This is a genomic window from Salinivibrio sharmensis, from assembly GCF_001995985.1.
In the GTDB taxonomy this organism is placed as follows: Bacteria; Pseudomonadota; Gammaproteobacteria; order Enterobacterales; family Vibrionaceae; genus Salinivibrio; species Salinivibrio sharmensis.
In genome coordinates this window covers 171,846-187,995 of the sequence record NZ_MUFC01000001.1, presented here as the reverse complement: position 1 = coordinate 187,995, position 16,150 = coordinate 171,846, and the positions used below count along the sequence as shown (strand labels likewise).

Genomic DNA, 16,150 nt, shown 5'->3' with positions numbered 1-16,150 from the left:
AATCAGCATACAGGAAGCGAATTGACATGAGTTACCAAGTCCTCGCTCGCAAGTGGCGACCCCATAATTTTGAGTCTGTGGCTGGTCAAAGTCACGTGCTGACGGCCTTGGCCAATGCACTGGACCATGACCGCTTGCACCACGCATACTTGTTCAGTGGTACTCGCGGTGTGGGTAAAACCACCATTGCACGTATTTTTGCCAAAGGGCTTAATTGTGAGCAGGGCGTGTCGTCATCGCCTTGTGGTCAGTGTTCAACCTGCCGTGAAATCGATGAGGGCCGGTACGTTGACTTGCTGGAGATTGATGCCGCTTCTCGTACCAAGGTAGAGGACACGCGAGAGCTGCTCGATAACGTCCAATACAAGCCTGCACGTGGCCGCTACAAAGTGTACCTAATCGATGAAGTACACATGCTGTCACGCCACAGCTTCAATGCGTTGCTAAAAACGTTGGAAGAGCCGCCTGAGTACGTCAAGTTTTTATTGGCGACCACGGATCCACAAAAGCTACCGGTTACCATTTTATCGCGTTGCCTACAGTTTCATTTAAAGCACTTTGACGCCAGCCAGATTCAGACGCAGCTAGAGCATATCCTTGGCCAAGAAGGGGTCGAGGCAGAATCACGTGCTTTAATGCTGTTGTCACGGGCTGCGGAAGGCAGTATGCGCGATGCCTTGAGCTTAACCGATCAGGCGATTGCGCTCGGAAATGGACAAATTAGCACCCAAGCAGTGGCAGAGATGCTTGGGACCCTGAGTACCGATAACGCACTCTTACTCCTTGAAGCCTTGGCGAACCATGATGCGGTCGAGTTGATGAACATGCTGGCGCAAATTGCGCACGTCGGGGTGGAATGGGATGGCTTACTTAAAGAGTTAGCCAGTCAGCTTCACCATGTCGCGTTGGCTCAAGCTCTGCCTCAGACGCATGATGATGACAGTGGCGAGCAAGCAAGAATTCACGCCTTGGCCGCTCGGCTTTCGCCACAAGATGTGCAGCTGTGTTATCAAATGGCACTGCAAGGGCGACAAGACCTGCCTTATGCTCCTGATGGGCGGGCCGGTCTAGAAATGGTCTTGCTGCGTATGTTGGCGTTTCAGCCGGTGAAAACCGTGCCGTATGAACCGGCTACTATAGCGGTGCCGACACACGATCCTGCTTCTGCGCCACAGCCGCCGGTCAAAAAAGATCCCTCGCAAGCGCTAAATGCATTAAAAGCACAGGTCTCATCGGCCAGTGTGGCGTCGCCAAACCAGTCGCCACCAAGCGATGCGCCCCAGGCGCATGAGGCACAACAGAACCGGCCCATGGGCGATACTCCGGTGAACAATGACCGAGATACGCCGGAAAGCTCCCAAAACGTCAATGATCCACACGCGCCAGCGCCTCAGCAGCCGATGGCAAAGACTGGCGAGGAGGTGCCTATCGTAGATGCGTCCGGCAGTGGGGCACGTCAAGTGAGTGTCGCCAAGCAAAGCCAACCGGTGGTCGATGATTCGGTGCCTGATCCAGCGCCAACCCCGGCGAGTCAGTCGCCTGCCTCTAGCCTTATTCAGGCGCGCAATCAGTTGCGTAGTCGTATGAAGCGTCAAACTGATCAAACGGGGAGCAGTGTAAAAAAGGCGGGACGGACACCGGCCAAGACTGATGCGTTATCTGTGCTCGATCGCGTAGCGACAGCGGCAGAGAGTGCATCGCCTGTGTCCGCCCCGGCGCATCAAACGGGCAATTCGACGTCAGCACCAAAGCAGACATCGCATGGAAGTAAGGTATCGTCAGAGCCTTATCAATGGCGTCCTACTCAGCCCGTGCAACAATCGCCTGAGGTTACACCAACCTTGACCCCTAATTCGATAAAGCAGGCGTTAGAGCATGAAAAAACGCCTGCTATGCGTGACAAACTGGTGGAGGAAACCAATGCGCAAGACCCTTGGTGTGCGCTGGCAGACAGCTTAGAGGTGGAGCGATTGGTCAAGCAAATGGCGCTCAATGCGGCCATGTCCCAGCAAGGTGAGCGGGTACAACTTATCTTACGCCCAGATCAATCGCACCTTAATACCGAAAAAGCCCAGCAGCAATTGACTGAGGCCTTGACGACAGCGCTAGGTGCCCCCATAACCTTGGAGGTGCAGCTCGGGGAGTCAGGCATCACACCGTTAGAGCGGCGAGAACAGCTCTATCAACAAAAATTAGCGCAGGCGACACACAGCCTGCATAATGATCCGAATGTGACTTTTATTCTTCAACGCTTTGCGGCGGAGTTAGAAGAAGACAGCATTCGACCAATTTAAGACACCTAACCAAGAGAGAGAATTATGTTTGGTAAAGGCGGCATGGGTAACATGATGAAGCAGGCGCAGCAAATGCAAGAGCGCATGCAGAAAGTACAAGAAGAAATCGCCAGCATGGAAGTGACAGGCGAAGCGGGCGCCGGCATGGTGAAAGTGACCATGACAGGCAGCCACAGCATCCGTCGTGTCGATATCGACGATAGCTTGATGGAAGATGATAAAGACATGCTGGAAGACTTGATTGCGGCCGCATTCAACGATGCTGCCCGTCGTGTTGAGGAGCAACAAAAAGAGAAAATGGCGGAAGTGACAGGTGGTATGCAGTTACCACCGGGCATGAAAATGCCATTTTAATCTATGCGCACCAGCCAGTTACTTGAACAACTGATGGACTCGCTGCGTTGTTTGCCAGGCGTTGGCCCTAAATCAGCGCAGCGGATGGCCTACCACCTATTGCAACGAAACCGCCAAGGTGGATTGGCTCTCGCGCAAGCACTGAGCACGGCAATGACAGACATTGGCCACTGCAGCCAATGTCGAACCTTTACCGAGCAAGACGTGTGCGCCATTTGCGATAACCCGAAGCGCCAAGAAACCGGGTTGATTTGTGTGGTTGAAAGCCCGGCAGACATTGCGGCCGTCGAGGCTACTGGCCAGTACTCTGGGCGGTACTTTGTCTTGATGGGGCATTTGTCCCCCCTTGATGGCATTGGCCCGGCAGACATCGGCCTTGATGTGTTGGAAAGGCGTTTGCAACACGAACCCATTCAAGAGCTTATTTTGGCGACTAACCCGACGGTGGAAGGCGAGGCCACGGCGCAATACATCGCTGAGCTTTGCCAAGAGCACCAAGTGGGTGCCAGCCGTATCGCACATGGCGTGCCGATGGGAGGCGAGCTTGAATTGGTCGACGGCACCACGTTGTCTCACTCAATTATCGGTCGCCAGCAGTTGAAGTATCGCTAAATTGTTTGACGTAGCCCTCAACGGTGGGTGAGCCTGTTTACGTGGCGATACAGCGCTAACAGTGTGATTGACCCTCAAAAGCCTAGCCTCTGGTTAGGCTTTTCTTTTCCTATTGCCTATCGCCTTAACACTAACTGGCTTTAACTTGACCACCTAGGCCTTGAAAGCGTGTAACAGGATCCCTATATCCAAGAGGACTGAATACGAATTCATTGTAACGTGGGCATTGAGTCCACGTCGCCATTAATCCTCATAGTGTTAGGTAGATTGACATGAGCGTGAAAACCCCAGAAAAACATCAGTTTGGTTCAGATACGTCCAAATTGCTGCAGTTGATGATCCACTCTCTCTACTCAAACAAAGAGATTTTCCTGCGAGAGCTAGTGTCAAACGCGTCAGATGCCGCTGATAAGCTGCGTTTTAAAGCGTTGTCCGCCCCTGAGCTGTATGAAAATGACGGTGACCTGCGCGTTCGCCTTTCCTTTGATAGTGACGCCGGTACGTTAACTGTCTCTGATAATGGTATTGGTATGAGCCGTGATGATGTCATCGCCAACCTCGGTACCATTGCCAAATCGGGCACGGAAGAGTTTCTTAAACAGCTTAACGAAGATCAAAGCAAGGACTCGAACCTCATTGGCCAATTCGGGGTCGGCTTTTACTCTGCCTTTATTGTCGCTGACAAGGTAACCGTGCGCACTCGTGCAGCGGGTCTTGCTGCCGACGAGGCAGTGCAGTGGGAGTCAACTGGTGAAGGTGAGTATACCCTAGAGCCTATCAGCAAAGCTGACCGTGGCACCGAGATTACTCTGCACCTTAAAGACGACGAGAAAGAGTTCCTCAATGATTGGCGCCTACGTGAGGTGATCGGTAAATACTCTGACCATATCGGTATTCCGGTAGAAATGTGGACGCAAGAGAAAGACGAGGAAGGTAACGAGACTGGCGAAGGTAAGTGGGAACAAGTCAACAAAGCGCAAGCGCTTTGGACCCGCGCTAAGTCAGATATCTCGGCAGACGAATACAAAGAGTTCTATAAGCATGTCTCGCACGACTTTGCCGAACCGCTGACGTGGAGCCATAACCGCGTTGAAGGTAAGAACGACTACACTAGCTTGTTGTATATCCCGTCAAAAGCCCCTTGGGATCTTTACAACCGCGAGCACAAACATGGACTGAAACTCTATGTACAACGCGTCTTTATCATGGATGATGCGTCACAATTCATGCCAAGTTACTTGCGCTTTGTCCGTGGTTTGATTGACTCTAACGATTTACCGCTTAACGTCTCGCGTGAAATCCTGCAAGACAACAAGATCACGCAGTCACTGCGCGGTGCGTGTACCAAGCGCGTGTTGTCGATGCTAGAAAAACTGGCTAAAAACGATGCGGAGAAGTATCAGACGTTTTGGCGTGAGTTTGGCTTGGTAATGAAAGAAGGGCCGGCGGAAGATTTCAGCAATAAAGAAAAAATTGCTGGCTTGCTGCGCTTTGCCTCAACGCATGAAGACAGCGCTGAGCAAACCGTCTCCTTGGCCGACTACGTGTCGCGCATGAAAGAAGAGCAAGACAAAATCTACTACATCACCGCGGATAGCTACAATGCGGCCAAACACAGCCCGCACTTGGAGCAGTTTAAAGCCAAAGGCATCGAAGTTATCTTGATGTATGACCGCATTGATGAGTGGTTGATGAGCTACCTGACCGAGTTCGATGGTAAGCAGTTCCAAGCAATTACCAAGGCGGATCTCGACCTGAGCCAATTCGATGATGAAGAGGCAAAAGCAGAGCGTGAAGAAACCGAAAAAGCCTTTGAGTCTGTGATTGAGCGAGTAAAATCGCACTTGGGGGATCGCGTTAAAGATGTACGTACCACCTTTAAACTCTCAGACACGCCGGCCGTGGTGGTGACTGATCAGTTTGAGATGGGCACGCAAATGGCGAAGCTTCTTGAGGCAGCTGGTCAGCAAGCGCCTGATGTGAAGTACATCTTTGAGCTGAACCCAGAGCATAACCTGGTCAAACGCATGGCGGATGAAAGCGATGAGCAGAAATTCGGTACCTGGGTAGAAATGCTGCTGGGTCAAGCGATGCTGGCAGAGAAAGGCAGCATGGACGATCCGTCAGACTTCTTGGCTTCGGTCAACCAGCTTCTGACTAAGGTATAATCGACAGGCGATTGTCGAGACCACATACTGAATGACTATCGAACAAGCCCGGCCGGATTGCCGGGCTTGATAGCGTTTAGTTAAGCGTGTATGTTTCGTGTCTTTGCGAATATAGACGCAGTTTAACGAAACCTAAATAATCATAAAGGGGATCACTATGCGCATCATTCTGTTGGGTGCACCGGGCGCGGGTAAAGGGACGCAAGCGCAGTTCATCATGGAAAAATACGGGATTCCGCAGATTTCTACGGGTGACATGTTGCGCGCCGCGATTAAAGCGGGCACTGAGCTTGGCAAACAAGCCAAAGCGGTTATTGATGCTGGCGAATTGGTGTCTGATGACATCATTCTTGGCTTGGTTAAAGAGCGTATCTCGCAAGATGATTGTGCCAACGGCTTCTTGCTAGATGGGTTCCCACGCACCATTCCTCAAGCTGATGGACTGAAAGAGATCGGTGTTGCGATCGATTACGTACTCGAATTCGACGTTCCGGATGACGTAATTGTTGAGCGTATGAGTGGTCGCCGTGCTCACCTTGCTTCAGGCCGTACTTATCACGTTGTTTACAACCCACCGAAAGTGGAAGGAAAAGACGACGTGACTGGCGAGGAGCTAGTGGTACGTGATGATGATAAAGAAGAGACAGTGCGCGCACGGTTGAATGTGTATCATAATCAAACCGCACCACTGATTGCTTACTACAAAAAAGAAGCCGATGCCGGCAACACTCAGTTTGTGACCTTCGATGGTACACAAGCGGTTGAGCAGGTGAGCGCAGAGATCCAAAAGGTACTCGGCTAAACCAGGCTCAATGTGTCGCGCGTTTACGTGCTGACACAGGTTGTCATCGGTATTGCTGATAGTAGAAACCGGAGCTGACGATTAGTCGCTCCGGTTTTTTTATGGCAAGCTAAGCGCCATTCTCCAAACAATTTAATCAGATACGTTAAATTGGAAAGGTACAACAAAAATACTGGGCTCGCGGCCGAGCCAAAGCCAAGGACAACACACATGACCGAAAAGCATAACCAAGTTGGCGTACTTCTGGTTAACCTGGGAACCCCAGATGCGCCTACCTCTTCTGCTGTAAAGCGCTTTTTATCTGAGTTTCTTCATGACCATCGGGTGGTCGATTTAACGCGTTGGTTGTGGTGCCCACTGCTTCATGGTGTGATTCTGCCGGTACGCTCTCCCAAGGTGGCTAAGCTCTATCAAAGTGTTTGGATGGACGAGGGCTCACCGCTGATGGTGTATGCTACACGCCAGCGTGATGCCTTAGCTAACAAGTCGGGATTACCCGTTGCCCTAGGAATGACCTATGGTTCACCATCGATTACGGATGGTATTGAGCAACTGCAGCAACAAGGCTGTGAAAAGGTCATGGTTTTGCCCTTGTACCCGCAGTACTCTGCGACCACCACCGCCGCGGTATTTGACAAAGTCGCCAAATCCCTCAAAGGACGCCCCTTGCTGCCTGAGCTTCGCTTTGTGCATCACTATCACGATCATCCGGCGTACCAATCGGCATTGGCAGACTCCGTGAGACGTCACTGGGATAAACACGGCAAGGGCGATCTCTTACTGTGTTCATACCATGGGATCCCACAACGCTTTGCCGATAATGGCGACCCGTATCCGCAACATTGCGAACAAACCACGGCATTGTTGCAGGCGGAACTCGGGCTCCCCGATCAAGCGATCATGATGAGCTACCAATCGCGGTTTGGACGTGAAGAGTGGCTTAAGCCTTACACGGATAAAACGTTAGAATCGCTACCCGCGAAAGGGGTAAAAACTCTCGATATTATGACGCCGGCCTTTTCTTCTGACTGTTTAGAAACCTTGGAAGAAATTGCCGGTGAGTGCCGGGATATCTTTTTAGAAGCAGGTGGCGAAGCCTTTCGGTTTATCCCATGCTTAAACGATGACGAGGCGCATATTGAGTTAATGGCGACGCTGGTGGCAGAGCATACGCAAGGGTGGTAGGGCGATAAAATTCGTCCACCAGACGCTATGCAGGCGCAAATTCTGTGGTAGAATTCGCGCCTCCCTTCCATTAGCTAGTTACACGAACCATGAAATTTCCAGGACAACGTAAGTCTAAACACTACTTTCCGGTTCACGCCCGGGACCCTTTGCTTAACCCTGCCAGTGAGCGTGGTTTTAAACGCCCCCATGTGATTGGCATTGACCAAACCTTGGTGGATATAGAAGCAAAAGTGAGTGATGACTTCCTGGAGCGCTATGGTTTGAGCAAAGGCCATTCGTTAGTAATTGACGATGAGCGCGCTGAAGCCTTGTATCAAGAGCTTAAGGACAACAATTTGGTGACGCATGAATTTGCTGGCGGCACCATTGGCAACACCTTGCACAACTACTCCGCCTTAGCGGATGACCAATCGATTCTACTTGGGGTGATGAGTCAGGATATCCGCATTGGTAGCTACTCTTATCGCTACTTATGCAACACCTCCAGCCGCATGGATCTCAACTATCTGCAACCTGTCCAAGGCCCGATTGGCCGTTGCTACGCACTGATTGGCGATTGCGGTGAGCGTACTTTTGCCATCAACGAAGGTTTAATGAACCAGCTGCATCCTGAGTCGATTCCAGAACACATCTTTGAACACGCATCTGCTTTAGTCCTGACGGCCTATTTGGTTCGCTGTAAAGACGGCGACCCGATGCCGGACGCGACCATGCGCGCCATCGAATATGCCAAAAAGCACAATGTGCCTGTGGTGATGACGCTGGGCACCAAGTATGTGATTGAACAAAATCCACAATGGTGGCGTGATTTTCTGGCTGAGCACGTCAGTGTGGTGGCGATGAACGAAGATGAGGGCGAAGCGCTCACGGGCGAAAGTGATCCACTGCTCGCGGCTGACGCTGCGTTGCAATGGGTAGATATGGTGCTTTGCACCGCTGGCCCGATTGGCCTATACATGGCGGGTTACAGTGAAGATAAAGCCAAACGCGAAACCTCACTGCCTTTGTTACCCGGGGCCATTCCCGAGTTCAATATGTATGAGTTTAGCCGCCCAATGATCAAAGCCGATTGCGAAAATCCGATTAAGATTTATTCGCACATTGCGCCATACATGGGTGGACCGGAACGGATCAAAAACACCAATGGTGCGGGTGACGGCGCCCTGTCTGCGTTGCTGCACGATATGTCAGCTAACCGCTATCACCGTGATAACGTGCCAAACTCAAGCAAACACCAGTACCCATTTTTGACTTACTCATCGTTTTCTCAGGTGTGTAAATACGCTAACCGTGTTAGCTACGAGGTGCTGGCGCAGCACTCTCCGCGTTTGTCACGTGGCTTGCCGGAGCGCGAAGATAGTTTGGAAGAGGCTTATTGGGAACGTTAATCTCATTGCCTTAAACGATAAAAAACCGCCAATTGATGTTGGCGGTTTTTTATTACCGGTCGTGAGGGGCGGGCTTATTGGTACGCTTTTTCGTGTACGTTGCGGACCGCGCGACCTGATGGGTCGGCTTGGTTTTTGAACGATTCATCCCATTCAATTGCTTTGGCACTGGAGCAAGCAATTGATGGGCCGCCAGGGACACACTTCGCGGCATCTTCCAGAGGGAAGAGTTCGGCGAAAATCTCACGATACATATACGCTTCTTTGGTGGTCGGCGTGTTGTATGGGAAGCGGAACGCGGCGGTTGCCAATTGTTGGTCGCTGACTTTTTCATCGGCAATGGCCTTTAATGTGTCAATCCAGCCGTAACCGACGCCATCGCTAAACTGCTCTTTCTGACGCCATGCCACCGACTCTGGCAACAGATCCCCAAAGCACTCACGAATAATGTGCTTTTCCATTTTGCCATCGCCGCACATTTTGTCGTCTGGCTTAATTTGCATCGCCACTTCCAAAAACTCTTTATCCAAGAAGGGGACACGTGCCTCAACGCCCCAAGCGGCCATCGACTTGTTCGCGCGGGCACAATCAAACATGTTGAGCGCGAGCAGCTTGCGAACCGTTTCCTCGTGGAACTCTTGTGCGTTAGGCGCTTTGTGAAAATACAGATAGCCGCCAAACACCTCGTCTGCGCCTTCTCCTGAGAGCACCATTTTAATCCCCATCGCACGAATCTTACGTGACATCAGATACATCGGGGTTGATGCTCGGATAGTAGTCACATCATAGGTTTCGATGTGGTACACCACGTCGCGGATAGCATCCAAGCCTTCTTGGATACTATAGGTAAACTCGTGGTGCACGGTACCAAGGTGGTCAGCGACTTCTTTGGCGGCTTTCAAATCCGGTGCGCCTTCTAGGCCAATAGCGAACGAGTGCAGACGTGGCCACCATGCTTGGCTTTGGTCGTCATCCTCAATGCGGTTAGCCGCAAATTGCTTGGTGACCGCAGAAATCACCGATGAATCCAACCCGCCAGATAGTAGAACGCCATAAGGGACATCGGTCATAAGTTGACGGTGAACCGCTTTCTCTAGGGCTTCTTTGAGTGCCGCTTTATCCGTGGTGCTGTCTTTCACCCCATCGTATTCCATCCATTCGCGTTTGTAGTAGCGAACAGGCTCGCCTTGCTTACTCCATAAAAAGTGGCCAGGAGGAAATTCACTAATGGTTTTACAAATAGGGGCTAGCGCTTTCATCTCAGAGGCGACGTAATAGTTGCCGTGCTCATCGTGGCCATGGTAAAGCGGGATAATGCCAATATGATCGCGACCAATTAAATACGCATCTTGCTCCTCATCATACAAAATAAAGGCAAAGATACCGTTGAGGTAGTCGAGCAGCTCTGGTCCTTTTTCTTGATACAGCGCGAGAATGATTTCGCAGTCAGACTCGGTTTGAAACGGGTAGTCGGGAGCAAACTCAGCGCGGAGCTCTTTGTGATTGTAGATCTCACCGTTAACTGCGAGGGCTTGGGTTTGGTTTTGGTTATAAAGTGGCTGGGCCCCACTGTTAAGATCGACAATCGCAAGGCGCTCATGAACGAGAATGGCTTTTTCAGACGAATAAATCCCTGACCAGTCCGGGCCACGGTGACGCATGGTCTTCGACATTTTTAACGCGACTTCCCGCAATTGTTGCGAGTCGGTTTTTATGTCAAGCGCTCCAAAAATTGAACACATAATCTTCCTCTCTGTTGTGTTATCCGGTCTTTGTCGCCGTATCATGCCCGCGAGAAAGAGCCTCTGGCGGCGACGTGTTAACCACACTTTGCCCTGTGGCAGAGAAAGACACAAGGAGATAAAACAAATCCGTTATCCAAACTTGCCTTATGGTGAATAAAATTTAATAAAAATCACCAAAAACGAATTAAATTTAAAAATGGTGCAGTTTTTATACAAAAAAGCACAAGCGACGGGGCTTGTGCGTTAGTTGTGTTGTAGCGGGGGCTAGCTATCTGGGTGAGAGAAGCGGTCTCTTACGTGGCGCGCAAAGCCGCTACCTGCCTCTTGATAGATATTAAAGGCTTCATCCACACCGAGTGCTTTGAGTTGATCAAGCTCATCTTGATATTTGGCAATGGCGGCGACTTTACCACTGAATTGTGTTTGTCGAATTTGCTCGAGTGCCAACGTATTGGCATGACTGTGAGGCATGGCCAGTAAAATGAGCGAGATATTGCCATCAGACACCGCCCGCGACCAAAAGTCGGGATCAGTCGCATCGCCTAAAATAACACGTCGTCCTTCTTGCTGATGACGAGAGACAGAGTCTTCTCGTGTATCAATCCCCACAATCGGTTGGTGGTGTGTGGTGGCGAGTTCGTCGTAGGCGCCTGAGCCAATACGTCCCATCCCCAACACCAAGATGCTGGCATCCCCCAGATTGATTTGTTGGTCGCTGGGGTGAAGCTCGTCGGGTGCACGCTCAGGCAGCCAGCGTGATGCCCAACTATACAGCTGATTACTAAAGGTATTGAGTGGTGCGGAAAAGGCAAAACTGAGTGATACCGCAATGGCGATGGAAACCAAGATCGGGCCAGGCATCAATCCTGTTTTATACGCCAAGCCACCGACAATGAGTCCAAATTCACTGAAGTTGAATAAGGTGAGTGTGGTGAATAGGGCCGTACGAACTCGATATCGAAAGCCGTTGACGATCCAATAGTAGAGTACGCCCTTGATAGGCAGTAATAACATCAAGATCAGCGCAAAACTGAAACTTTGCCAAGTAGGCTGTTCGGATAAGCCAATGTTGAGGAAAAAGCAAACCAGAAAAAGCTCTTTCATGTTAAACAGTGACTTGGCCATTTCAGATGCACGTGGGTGACTGGCAAGCAGCATACCGAGAATAAGTGCGCCTAAGTCAGGTTTAATCCCCACCGCCTCAAACAATCCAGCGCCAGCTACCAGGGCGAGGAACACGGCATAAAGAACCAACATTTCACCGTGGCCTGCTTTGTCCAACAGCTTACCCAGCAGGGGCTTCAGAAGCGGTAAACCAAAGAGGAGGAGGGCGGTGAGCTCGGGGGTTTTGCCCGATGTGGCGGTAAGGAAAATCACCGCAAAGATGTCTTGCATGATCAGCATGCCAATCGCCAAGGTGCCATAGGTGGCATTAAGCTCACCTTTTTCTTGCAGCGCTTTGATGGCAAAGACGGTACTGGAAAAAGACAGGGCGAAGCCAAGCAGCAGCATTTCAGACATACTCATGCCTGACAGCATAGGAATGCTCAGTGCTTTAAGGCCCATTAGCGCGAGAGTAAAAAACGCGGTTGTCAGGACGTTATGGGCAGTGGCGCCAAACCATATTTCTTTGGTAAGCAAGGTTTTGACATCAAGCTTTAAGCCGATAGTAAACAGCAGCAATGTGACACCCAGATCGGCCAGCTGCGTGATCACCGGTGTCGACTGGTAGCCCATGGCATGGAGAACAAAGCCAGCGATAAGAAAGCCAACCAGTGGCGGGAGGTGGCAGCGCATTAATGCATAGCCACTGATAAAGGCGGCAGAAATAAAAACCAGTTCCATATCTTGTACTTATTCTAAAGTTGAGTGAGACAAGGCATTGTCGGTAACGTGGCTATAATGTACACGTTTTGTGGTCAGTATGTGAATGTAAAATAAGGAAGCGTGAGAAAAGGCCGGTGAAGATAAGATGAGGCAAGGAGACATTTGCAGAGAAGACTAACGTTGCTAGAGAAGATGCCCGCTCTCCTAACCGCTGGCTGACCAACGGTTAGGGATTAACGTCTCGGCTGGGTTTAACTGACATGTTTTAATCACTCAACATGTCAATCCAAGTAGTGAAAACTACTCCTCCAACAGTTCTTGTAGGAGCTCACCATTAAGCATCGCCCGCTTGACTAAGGAAAACGCAGCCATTGTAGGCTGAGCCTCGAGGTTGGCGCTCACAATCGACAGCTTTTCATGGAAACTTGGTAGAGATTGATTCTCGACACAACGCTCAATAGCGGGAAAGACCACGCTTTTTGCCGCAGTGATCTTGCCTGCAATGACCACCAGTTGTGGATTGAACAGGTTAACGGTCATCGCGATTGCTTTACCCAGATGATTGCCGACTTTCACCAACACCTGGCGGGCCAACTCATCACCTTGCTCTGCGGCTTGGCAAATCGCTTCGATGGTCAGACTTTGATCATAACTGAGGCTACTGGGGTGTCCTTGCGCAAGCAGTTGTTGAGCGTGCTCAATGATGGCTTCGTTTGACGCCACGGTTTCTAAGCAGCCAAAGTTGCCACACTGACATTTTTTACCCAGTGGATCGATCTGTACATGGCCGAGCTCACCGACATTGCGGTTATGGCCAAGAAAAATTTGCCCATTGACGATGATCCCCGCACCAGTACCATGATGTACACTGACCAGCATAGAGTCATAATAGTCTTGGCTCGCCCCAAAGTAGTGCTCCGCCAATGCTTGCCCGCGGATATCGTTGCCAACGAAAGCCTGCACACCAAACTCTTCGCGCAGGGTATCAGCAAGCGCAAGTTGTTTGATATTGATGTTGGGCATGTATTCGACCACCCCTGAATCAGGGTCAACCAAGCCAGGCATCACCACGGATATGGCAATCAACTCTCTGAGCACGTGTTGGTGCGTTTCCAAAAACTGGCTAACGATATGAATCAAGCCTTGAACAAGCTCGTCCTGATCATGGTAATGGAAGGTTTCGCCGTGTTCGGCCAAAGAGGCACCACTCAAGTCATACAAAGACAACTCAATAAAATGGCGACCCAGTCGTACCGCAAGGGTATGAAAGGGCGCACACTCGGTGGTGAGAGAAATGGCACGACGTCCACCTGTCGACGCTTGTTGCGCCACCTCTTTAATCAGGCCTCTTTCAAGCAGTTGGCGGGTAATTTTGGTTACGCTTGCCGGTGCCAATCGGCTTACATCGGCAATTTGTATGCGTGAAATAGGCCCTTGTTGATCAATTAATCGATAAACGGCAGCTCCGTTAAGTTGCTTTACAAGATCGACATTCCCGATTTTTCCGCCAGTCATAGGTGTCCTAGCTTTGTAGATATTGTCCGTTTACGATCGTCGCTTGAACATTGATTGCACGGTCGAAAATGGCAAGATTCGCAATTTTCCCCGGGCGAATGCTGCCATAGTGTTGTTCGATACCGATTGCGCGAGCGGGATAGAGCGTAGCCATCCGCAAAGCTTCATCCAAGGCGATCCCTACATGCTCAACACTGTTATAAATCGCCTGATCCATCGTCAGTGCTGAGCCGCCAAGTGTGCCATTTTCATCAACACACTTACCGTCACGGTAATATACTTTCTTACCTACAAAAATAAAGTGATCCATGTCGGCTCCTGCTGGTGCAACAGCATCCGTAACCAACACTAATTTCTCACCTTTTACTTTATGTGCGAGACGAATATTAGGGTATGAGACGTGAAAGCCGTCAGCAATCACGCCAGTGTAAACATCCGGTGTATCGTAGATGGCACCGACGACACCTGGCTCACGGCCTGAAATAGAGGTCATTGCGTTAAACAGGTGCGTGGCAAAGGAAATGCCGTGGGTAAAGCCTTGCTTAGCTTGTGCGTAAGTGGCATTGGTATGGCCAGCAGAGACCACGATACCAGCTTGCTTCAGGGCTTGAATATGCGACGCGGGTGCCAGTTCAGGCGCGAGGGTGACTTTGGTCACCACATCGGCGTTTTCGCACAAGTAGTTGATCATCTCATCGTTGCTGGGGCGAATATAGTCAGCACTGTGTATCCCCTTTTTTTCGGTATTTAAATAGGGGCCTTCGAGGTGCAACCCCAGCGCCTGATGGGGCTGCTGTTTTTGGTACGCACGCATGGCGTTGATGGCGGCTTGCATATCGGCATCAGAGCTGGTGATCAGGGTGGGGAGAAAGTTGGTGCAACCTGATTTAAGGTTAGCCTGATGCATGGTCGCGATGGTCTCAGGGGTAATGGCATCATTAAACATCACGCCGCCACAGCCATTAAGCTGAAGGTCAATGAAGCCTGGGCTGACTAATGCACCGTCGAGCGCGCGCGTGGCAATATCATTGGGCAGGGCGTCTTGTCGACAGACGGCGTCAATCAGGCCTTCTCGAATCACGATGGCATGATCATCCAACACCTCATGGCCAGTAAAAATCCGGCAGTGGGTTAACGCATACATGCTTCAATTCCTTATAAATGGTGTATATTTTGGGCTTCAAGCTCTTGAAAATACTTCACAGTTTTTACTTTTAGTTCTGCTGTTGAAGGCGCATCGCACACAATCATCGCTTTTGGGTGCAGTTGTAGCGCTGATACTGTCCATAAATGGTTAACAGACCCTTCTACTGCAGCCTCAAGTGCCTGGGCTTTATTGTGTCCTGTCACCAAGATCATGATTTCCTCTGCATCTAACAAGGTACCGACACCAATGGTAAGCGCGTGCTTGGGTACTTGATTGATATCATTATCAAAGAAGCGAGAGTTTGCCACACGGGTATCCTCGGTCAAGGTTTTGATCCGAGTGCGTGATGCCAATGATGACGCGGGTTCGTTAAACGCAATATGACCATCGTTACCTACCCCCCCCATAAAGAGATGGATTTTGCCGTATGCCTTGATTTTTTCTTCATAGCGTTGGCACTCGTCATCGACATCGGTCGCATTTCCATCAAGCAAGTTGATGTTTTTTTCTTGAATATCAATATGGTTAAAAAAGTTTTCGTACATAAAGGTACGATAGGCTTGTGGATGATCAGCTGGGATCCCACAGTATTCATCCATGTTGAAAGTGACCACGTGCTCAAAGCTGACTTCACCTTGCTGATGGAGCTTGATCAATTGCTTATAGGTGTTGAGAGGCGTCCCACCCGTGGGTAATCCCAGAACAAAGGGATGCTCAGCGCTTGGGGCAAATTTGTTGATGGTATCGACGATGTAACGTGCCGACCAAAGGCCGACTTGCTGGCTGGTTTGTAAAGGAATGAGTCGCATCGGTCACCTCGTTCTATCAATGCTCAATTCATGGCCATAGCATAACGGATATGCTCATTTATTTGCATCATAAAATAAGTTTTATGATCAGGCTAACAATTTTCTCTGTATATGGAGTGGTTTGGTGATGATTCTCACAAATAGCGCGGGTTTAATTTGCGAGGCGAATTTATTGACATAAACTGCAATTGACTAACATTGCTTTACAAAAGAAGTGATTTAACAAAAGTCCTTAGTCCTTGGGCAAGCGTCCAAGTTAGATGTCTAACCACGGAGCGAACGCTAGCGTAGTGGACACAGA

General features: G+C 50.2%; 12 protein-coding genes. 7 read left to right on the top strand and 5 right to left on the bottom strand.

What is annotated here, in order from left to right; translation table 11 throughout:
* Window positions 1-26 precede the first annotated feature (26 nt).
* The 7 genes from dnaX to BZG74_RS00855 all read left to right on the top strand — a co-directional run bounded on the left by dnaX (window position 27) and on the right by BZG74_RS00855 (window position 8,806).
* Window positions 27-2,294: a DNA polymerase III subunit gamma/tau gene (dnaX, locus tag BZG74_RS00885; protein ID WP_077770951.1), complete on the top strand. Its 2,268-nt coding sequence runs from the start codon at window positions 27-29 to the stop codon at window positions 2,292-2,294.
* 24 nt (window positions 2,295-2,318) lie between these two features.
* Window positions 2,319-2,648, top strand: coding sequence for a YbaB/EbfC family nucleoid-associated protein (locus tag BZG74_RS00880; RefSeq protein WP_046073581.1), 330 nt, complete (start codon window positions 2,319-2,321; stop codon window positions 2,646-2,648).
* A gap of 3 nt (window positions 2,649-2,651) precedes the next feature.
* The gene (gene recR / locus BZG74_RS00875; RefSeq protein ID WP_077770950.1) at window positions 2,652-3,260 is read left to right on the top strand and encodes a recombination mediator RecR; all 609 of its coding nucleotides are present in this window, start codon (window positions 2,652-2,654) and stop codon (window positions 3,258-3,260) included.
* A 272-nt stretch (window positions 3,261-3,532) separates the two neighbouring features.
* Window positions 3,533-5,428, top strand: coding sequence for a molecular chaperone HtpG (gene htpG / locus BZG74_RS00870; RefSeq protein ID WP_077770949.1), 1,896 nt, complete (start codon window positions 3,533-3,535; stop codon window positions 5,426-5,428).
* A gap of 157 nt (window positions 5,429-5,585) precedes the next feature.
* Window positions 5,586-6,230, top strand: a complete 645-nt coding sequence (adk, locus tag BZG74_RS00865) for an adenylate kinase (protein WP_077668774.1) — start codon at window positions 5,586-5,588, stop codon at window positions 6,228-6,230.
* 210 nt (window positions 6,231-6,440) lie between these two features.
* A complete protein-coding gene (gene hemH / locus BZG74_RS00860) occupies window positions 6,441-7,415 on the top strand; it encodes a ferrochelatase (protein ID WP_077770948.1) in 975 nt (324 codons plus the stop codon).
* A gap of 89 nt (window positions 7,416-7,504) precedes the next feature.
* Window positions 7,505-8,806, top strand: coding sequence for an inosine/guanosine kinase (locus tag BZG74_RS00855; RefSeq protein WP_077770947.1), 1,302 nt, complete (start codon window positions 7,505-7,507; stop codon window positions 8,804-8,806).
* A gap of 74 nt (window positions 8,807-8,880) precedes the next feature.
* Here the strand turns inward: BZG74_RS00855 and asnB are convergent, their stop codons facing one another.
* The 5 genes from asnB to nagB all read right to left on the bottom strand — a co-directional run bounded on the left by asnB (window position 8,881) and on the right by nagB (window position 15,849).
* Window positions 8,881-10,548 (bottom strand): asparagine synthase B, encoded by a 1,668-nt coding sequence (asnB, locus tag BZG74_RS00850; RefSeq protein WP_077770946.1) that lies wholly within the window; start codon window positions 10,546-10,548, stop codon window positions 8,881-8,883.
* A gap of 267 nt (window positions 10,549-10,815) precedes the next feature.
* Entirely contained in the window at window positions 10,816-12,396 is a 1,581-nt protein-coding gene (locus BZG74_RS00845; protein WP_077770945.1) for a cation:proton antiporter family protein, read from the bottom strand.
* Window positions 12,397-12,678: 282 nt separating this feature from the next.
* On the bottom strand, window positions 12,679-13,893 hold the full coding sequence (gene nagC / locus BZG74_RS00840; protein WP_077770944.1) for a DNA-binding transcriptional regulator NagC: 1,215 nt from the start codon (window positions 13,891-13,893) through the stop codon (window positions 12,679-12,681).
* Window positions 13,894-13,900: 7 nt separating this feature from the next.
* Window positions 13,901-15,037: an N-acetylglucosamine-6-phosphate deacetylase gene (gene nagA, locus BZG74_RS00835; protein WP_077770943.1), complete on the bottom strand. Its 1,137-nt coding sequence runs from the start codon at window positions 15,035-15,037 to the stop codon at window positions 13,901-13,903.
* 11 nt (window positions 15,038-15,048) lie between these two features.
* Window positions 15,049-15,849 (bottom strand): glucosamine-6-phosphate deaminase, encoded by an 801-nt coding sequence (gene nagB / locus BZG74_RS00830; RefSeq protein WP_077770942.1) that lies wholly within the window; start codon window positions 15,847-15,849, stop codon window positions 15,049-15,051.
* Between the last annotated feature and the right edge of the window lie 301 nt (window positions 15,850-16,150).

What these genes read in the sequence shown, in the direction of transcription:
- dnaX (WP_077770951.1), top strand. Translation starts at nt 27, where the DNA reads ATGAGTTACCAAGTCCTCGCTCGCAAGTGGCGACCCCATAATTTTGAG.
- BZG74_RS00880 (WP_046073581.1), top strand. Translation starts at nt 2,319, where the DNA reads ATGTTTGGTAAAGGCGGCATGGGTAACATGATGAAGCAGGCGCAGCAA.
- recR (WP_077770950.1), top strand. Translation starts at nt 2,652, where the DNA reads ATGCGCACCAGCCAGTTACTTGAACAACTGATGGACTCGCTGCGTTGT.
- htpG (WP_077770949.1), top strand. Translation starts at nt 3,533, where the DNA reads ATGAGCGTGAAAACCCCAGAAAAACATCAGTTTGGTTCAGATACGTCC.
- adk (WP_077668774.1), top strand. Translation starts at nt 5,586, where the DNA reads ATGCGCATCATTCTGTTGGGTGCACCGGGCGCGGGTAAAGGGACGCAA.
- hemH (WP_077770948.1), top strand. Translation starts at nt 6,441, where the DNA reads ATGACCGAAAAGCATAACCAAGTTGGCGTACTTCTGGTTAACCTGGGA.
- BZG74_RS00855 (WP_077770947.1), top strand. Translation starts at nt 7,505, where the DNA reads ATGAAATTTCCAGGACAACGTAAGTCTAAACACTACTTTCCGGTTCAC.
- asnB (WP_077770946.1), bottom strand. Translation starts at nt 10,548, where the DNA reads ATGTGTTCAATTTTTGGAGCGCTTGACATAAAAACCGACTCGCAACAA.
- BZG74_RS00845 (WP_077770945.1), bottom strand. Translation starts at nt 12,396, where the DNA reads ATGGAACTGGTTTTTATTTCTGCCGCCTTTATCAGTGGCTATGCATTA.
- nagC (WP_077770944.1), bottom strand. Translation starts at nt 13,893, where the DNA reads ATGACTGGCGGAAAAATCGGGAATGTCGATCTTGTAAAGCAACTTAAC.
- nagA (WP_077770943.1), bottom strand. Translation starts at nt 15,037, where the DNA reads ATGTATGCGTTAACCCACTGCCGGATTTTTACTGGCCATGAGGTGTTG.
- nagB (WP_077770942.1), bottom strand. Translation starts at nt 15,849, where the DNA reads ATGCGACTCATTCCTTTACAAACCAGCCAGCAAGTCGGCCTTTGGTCG.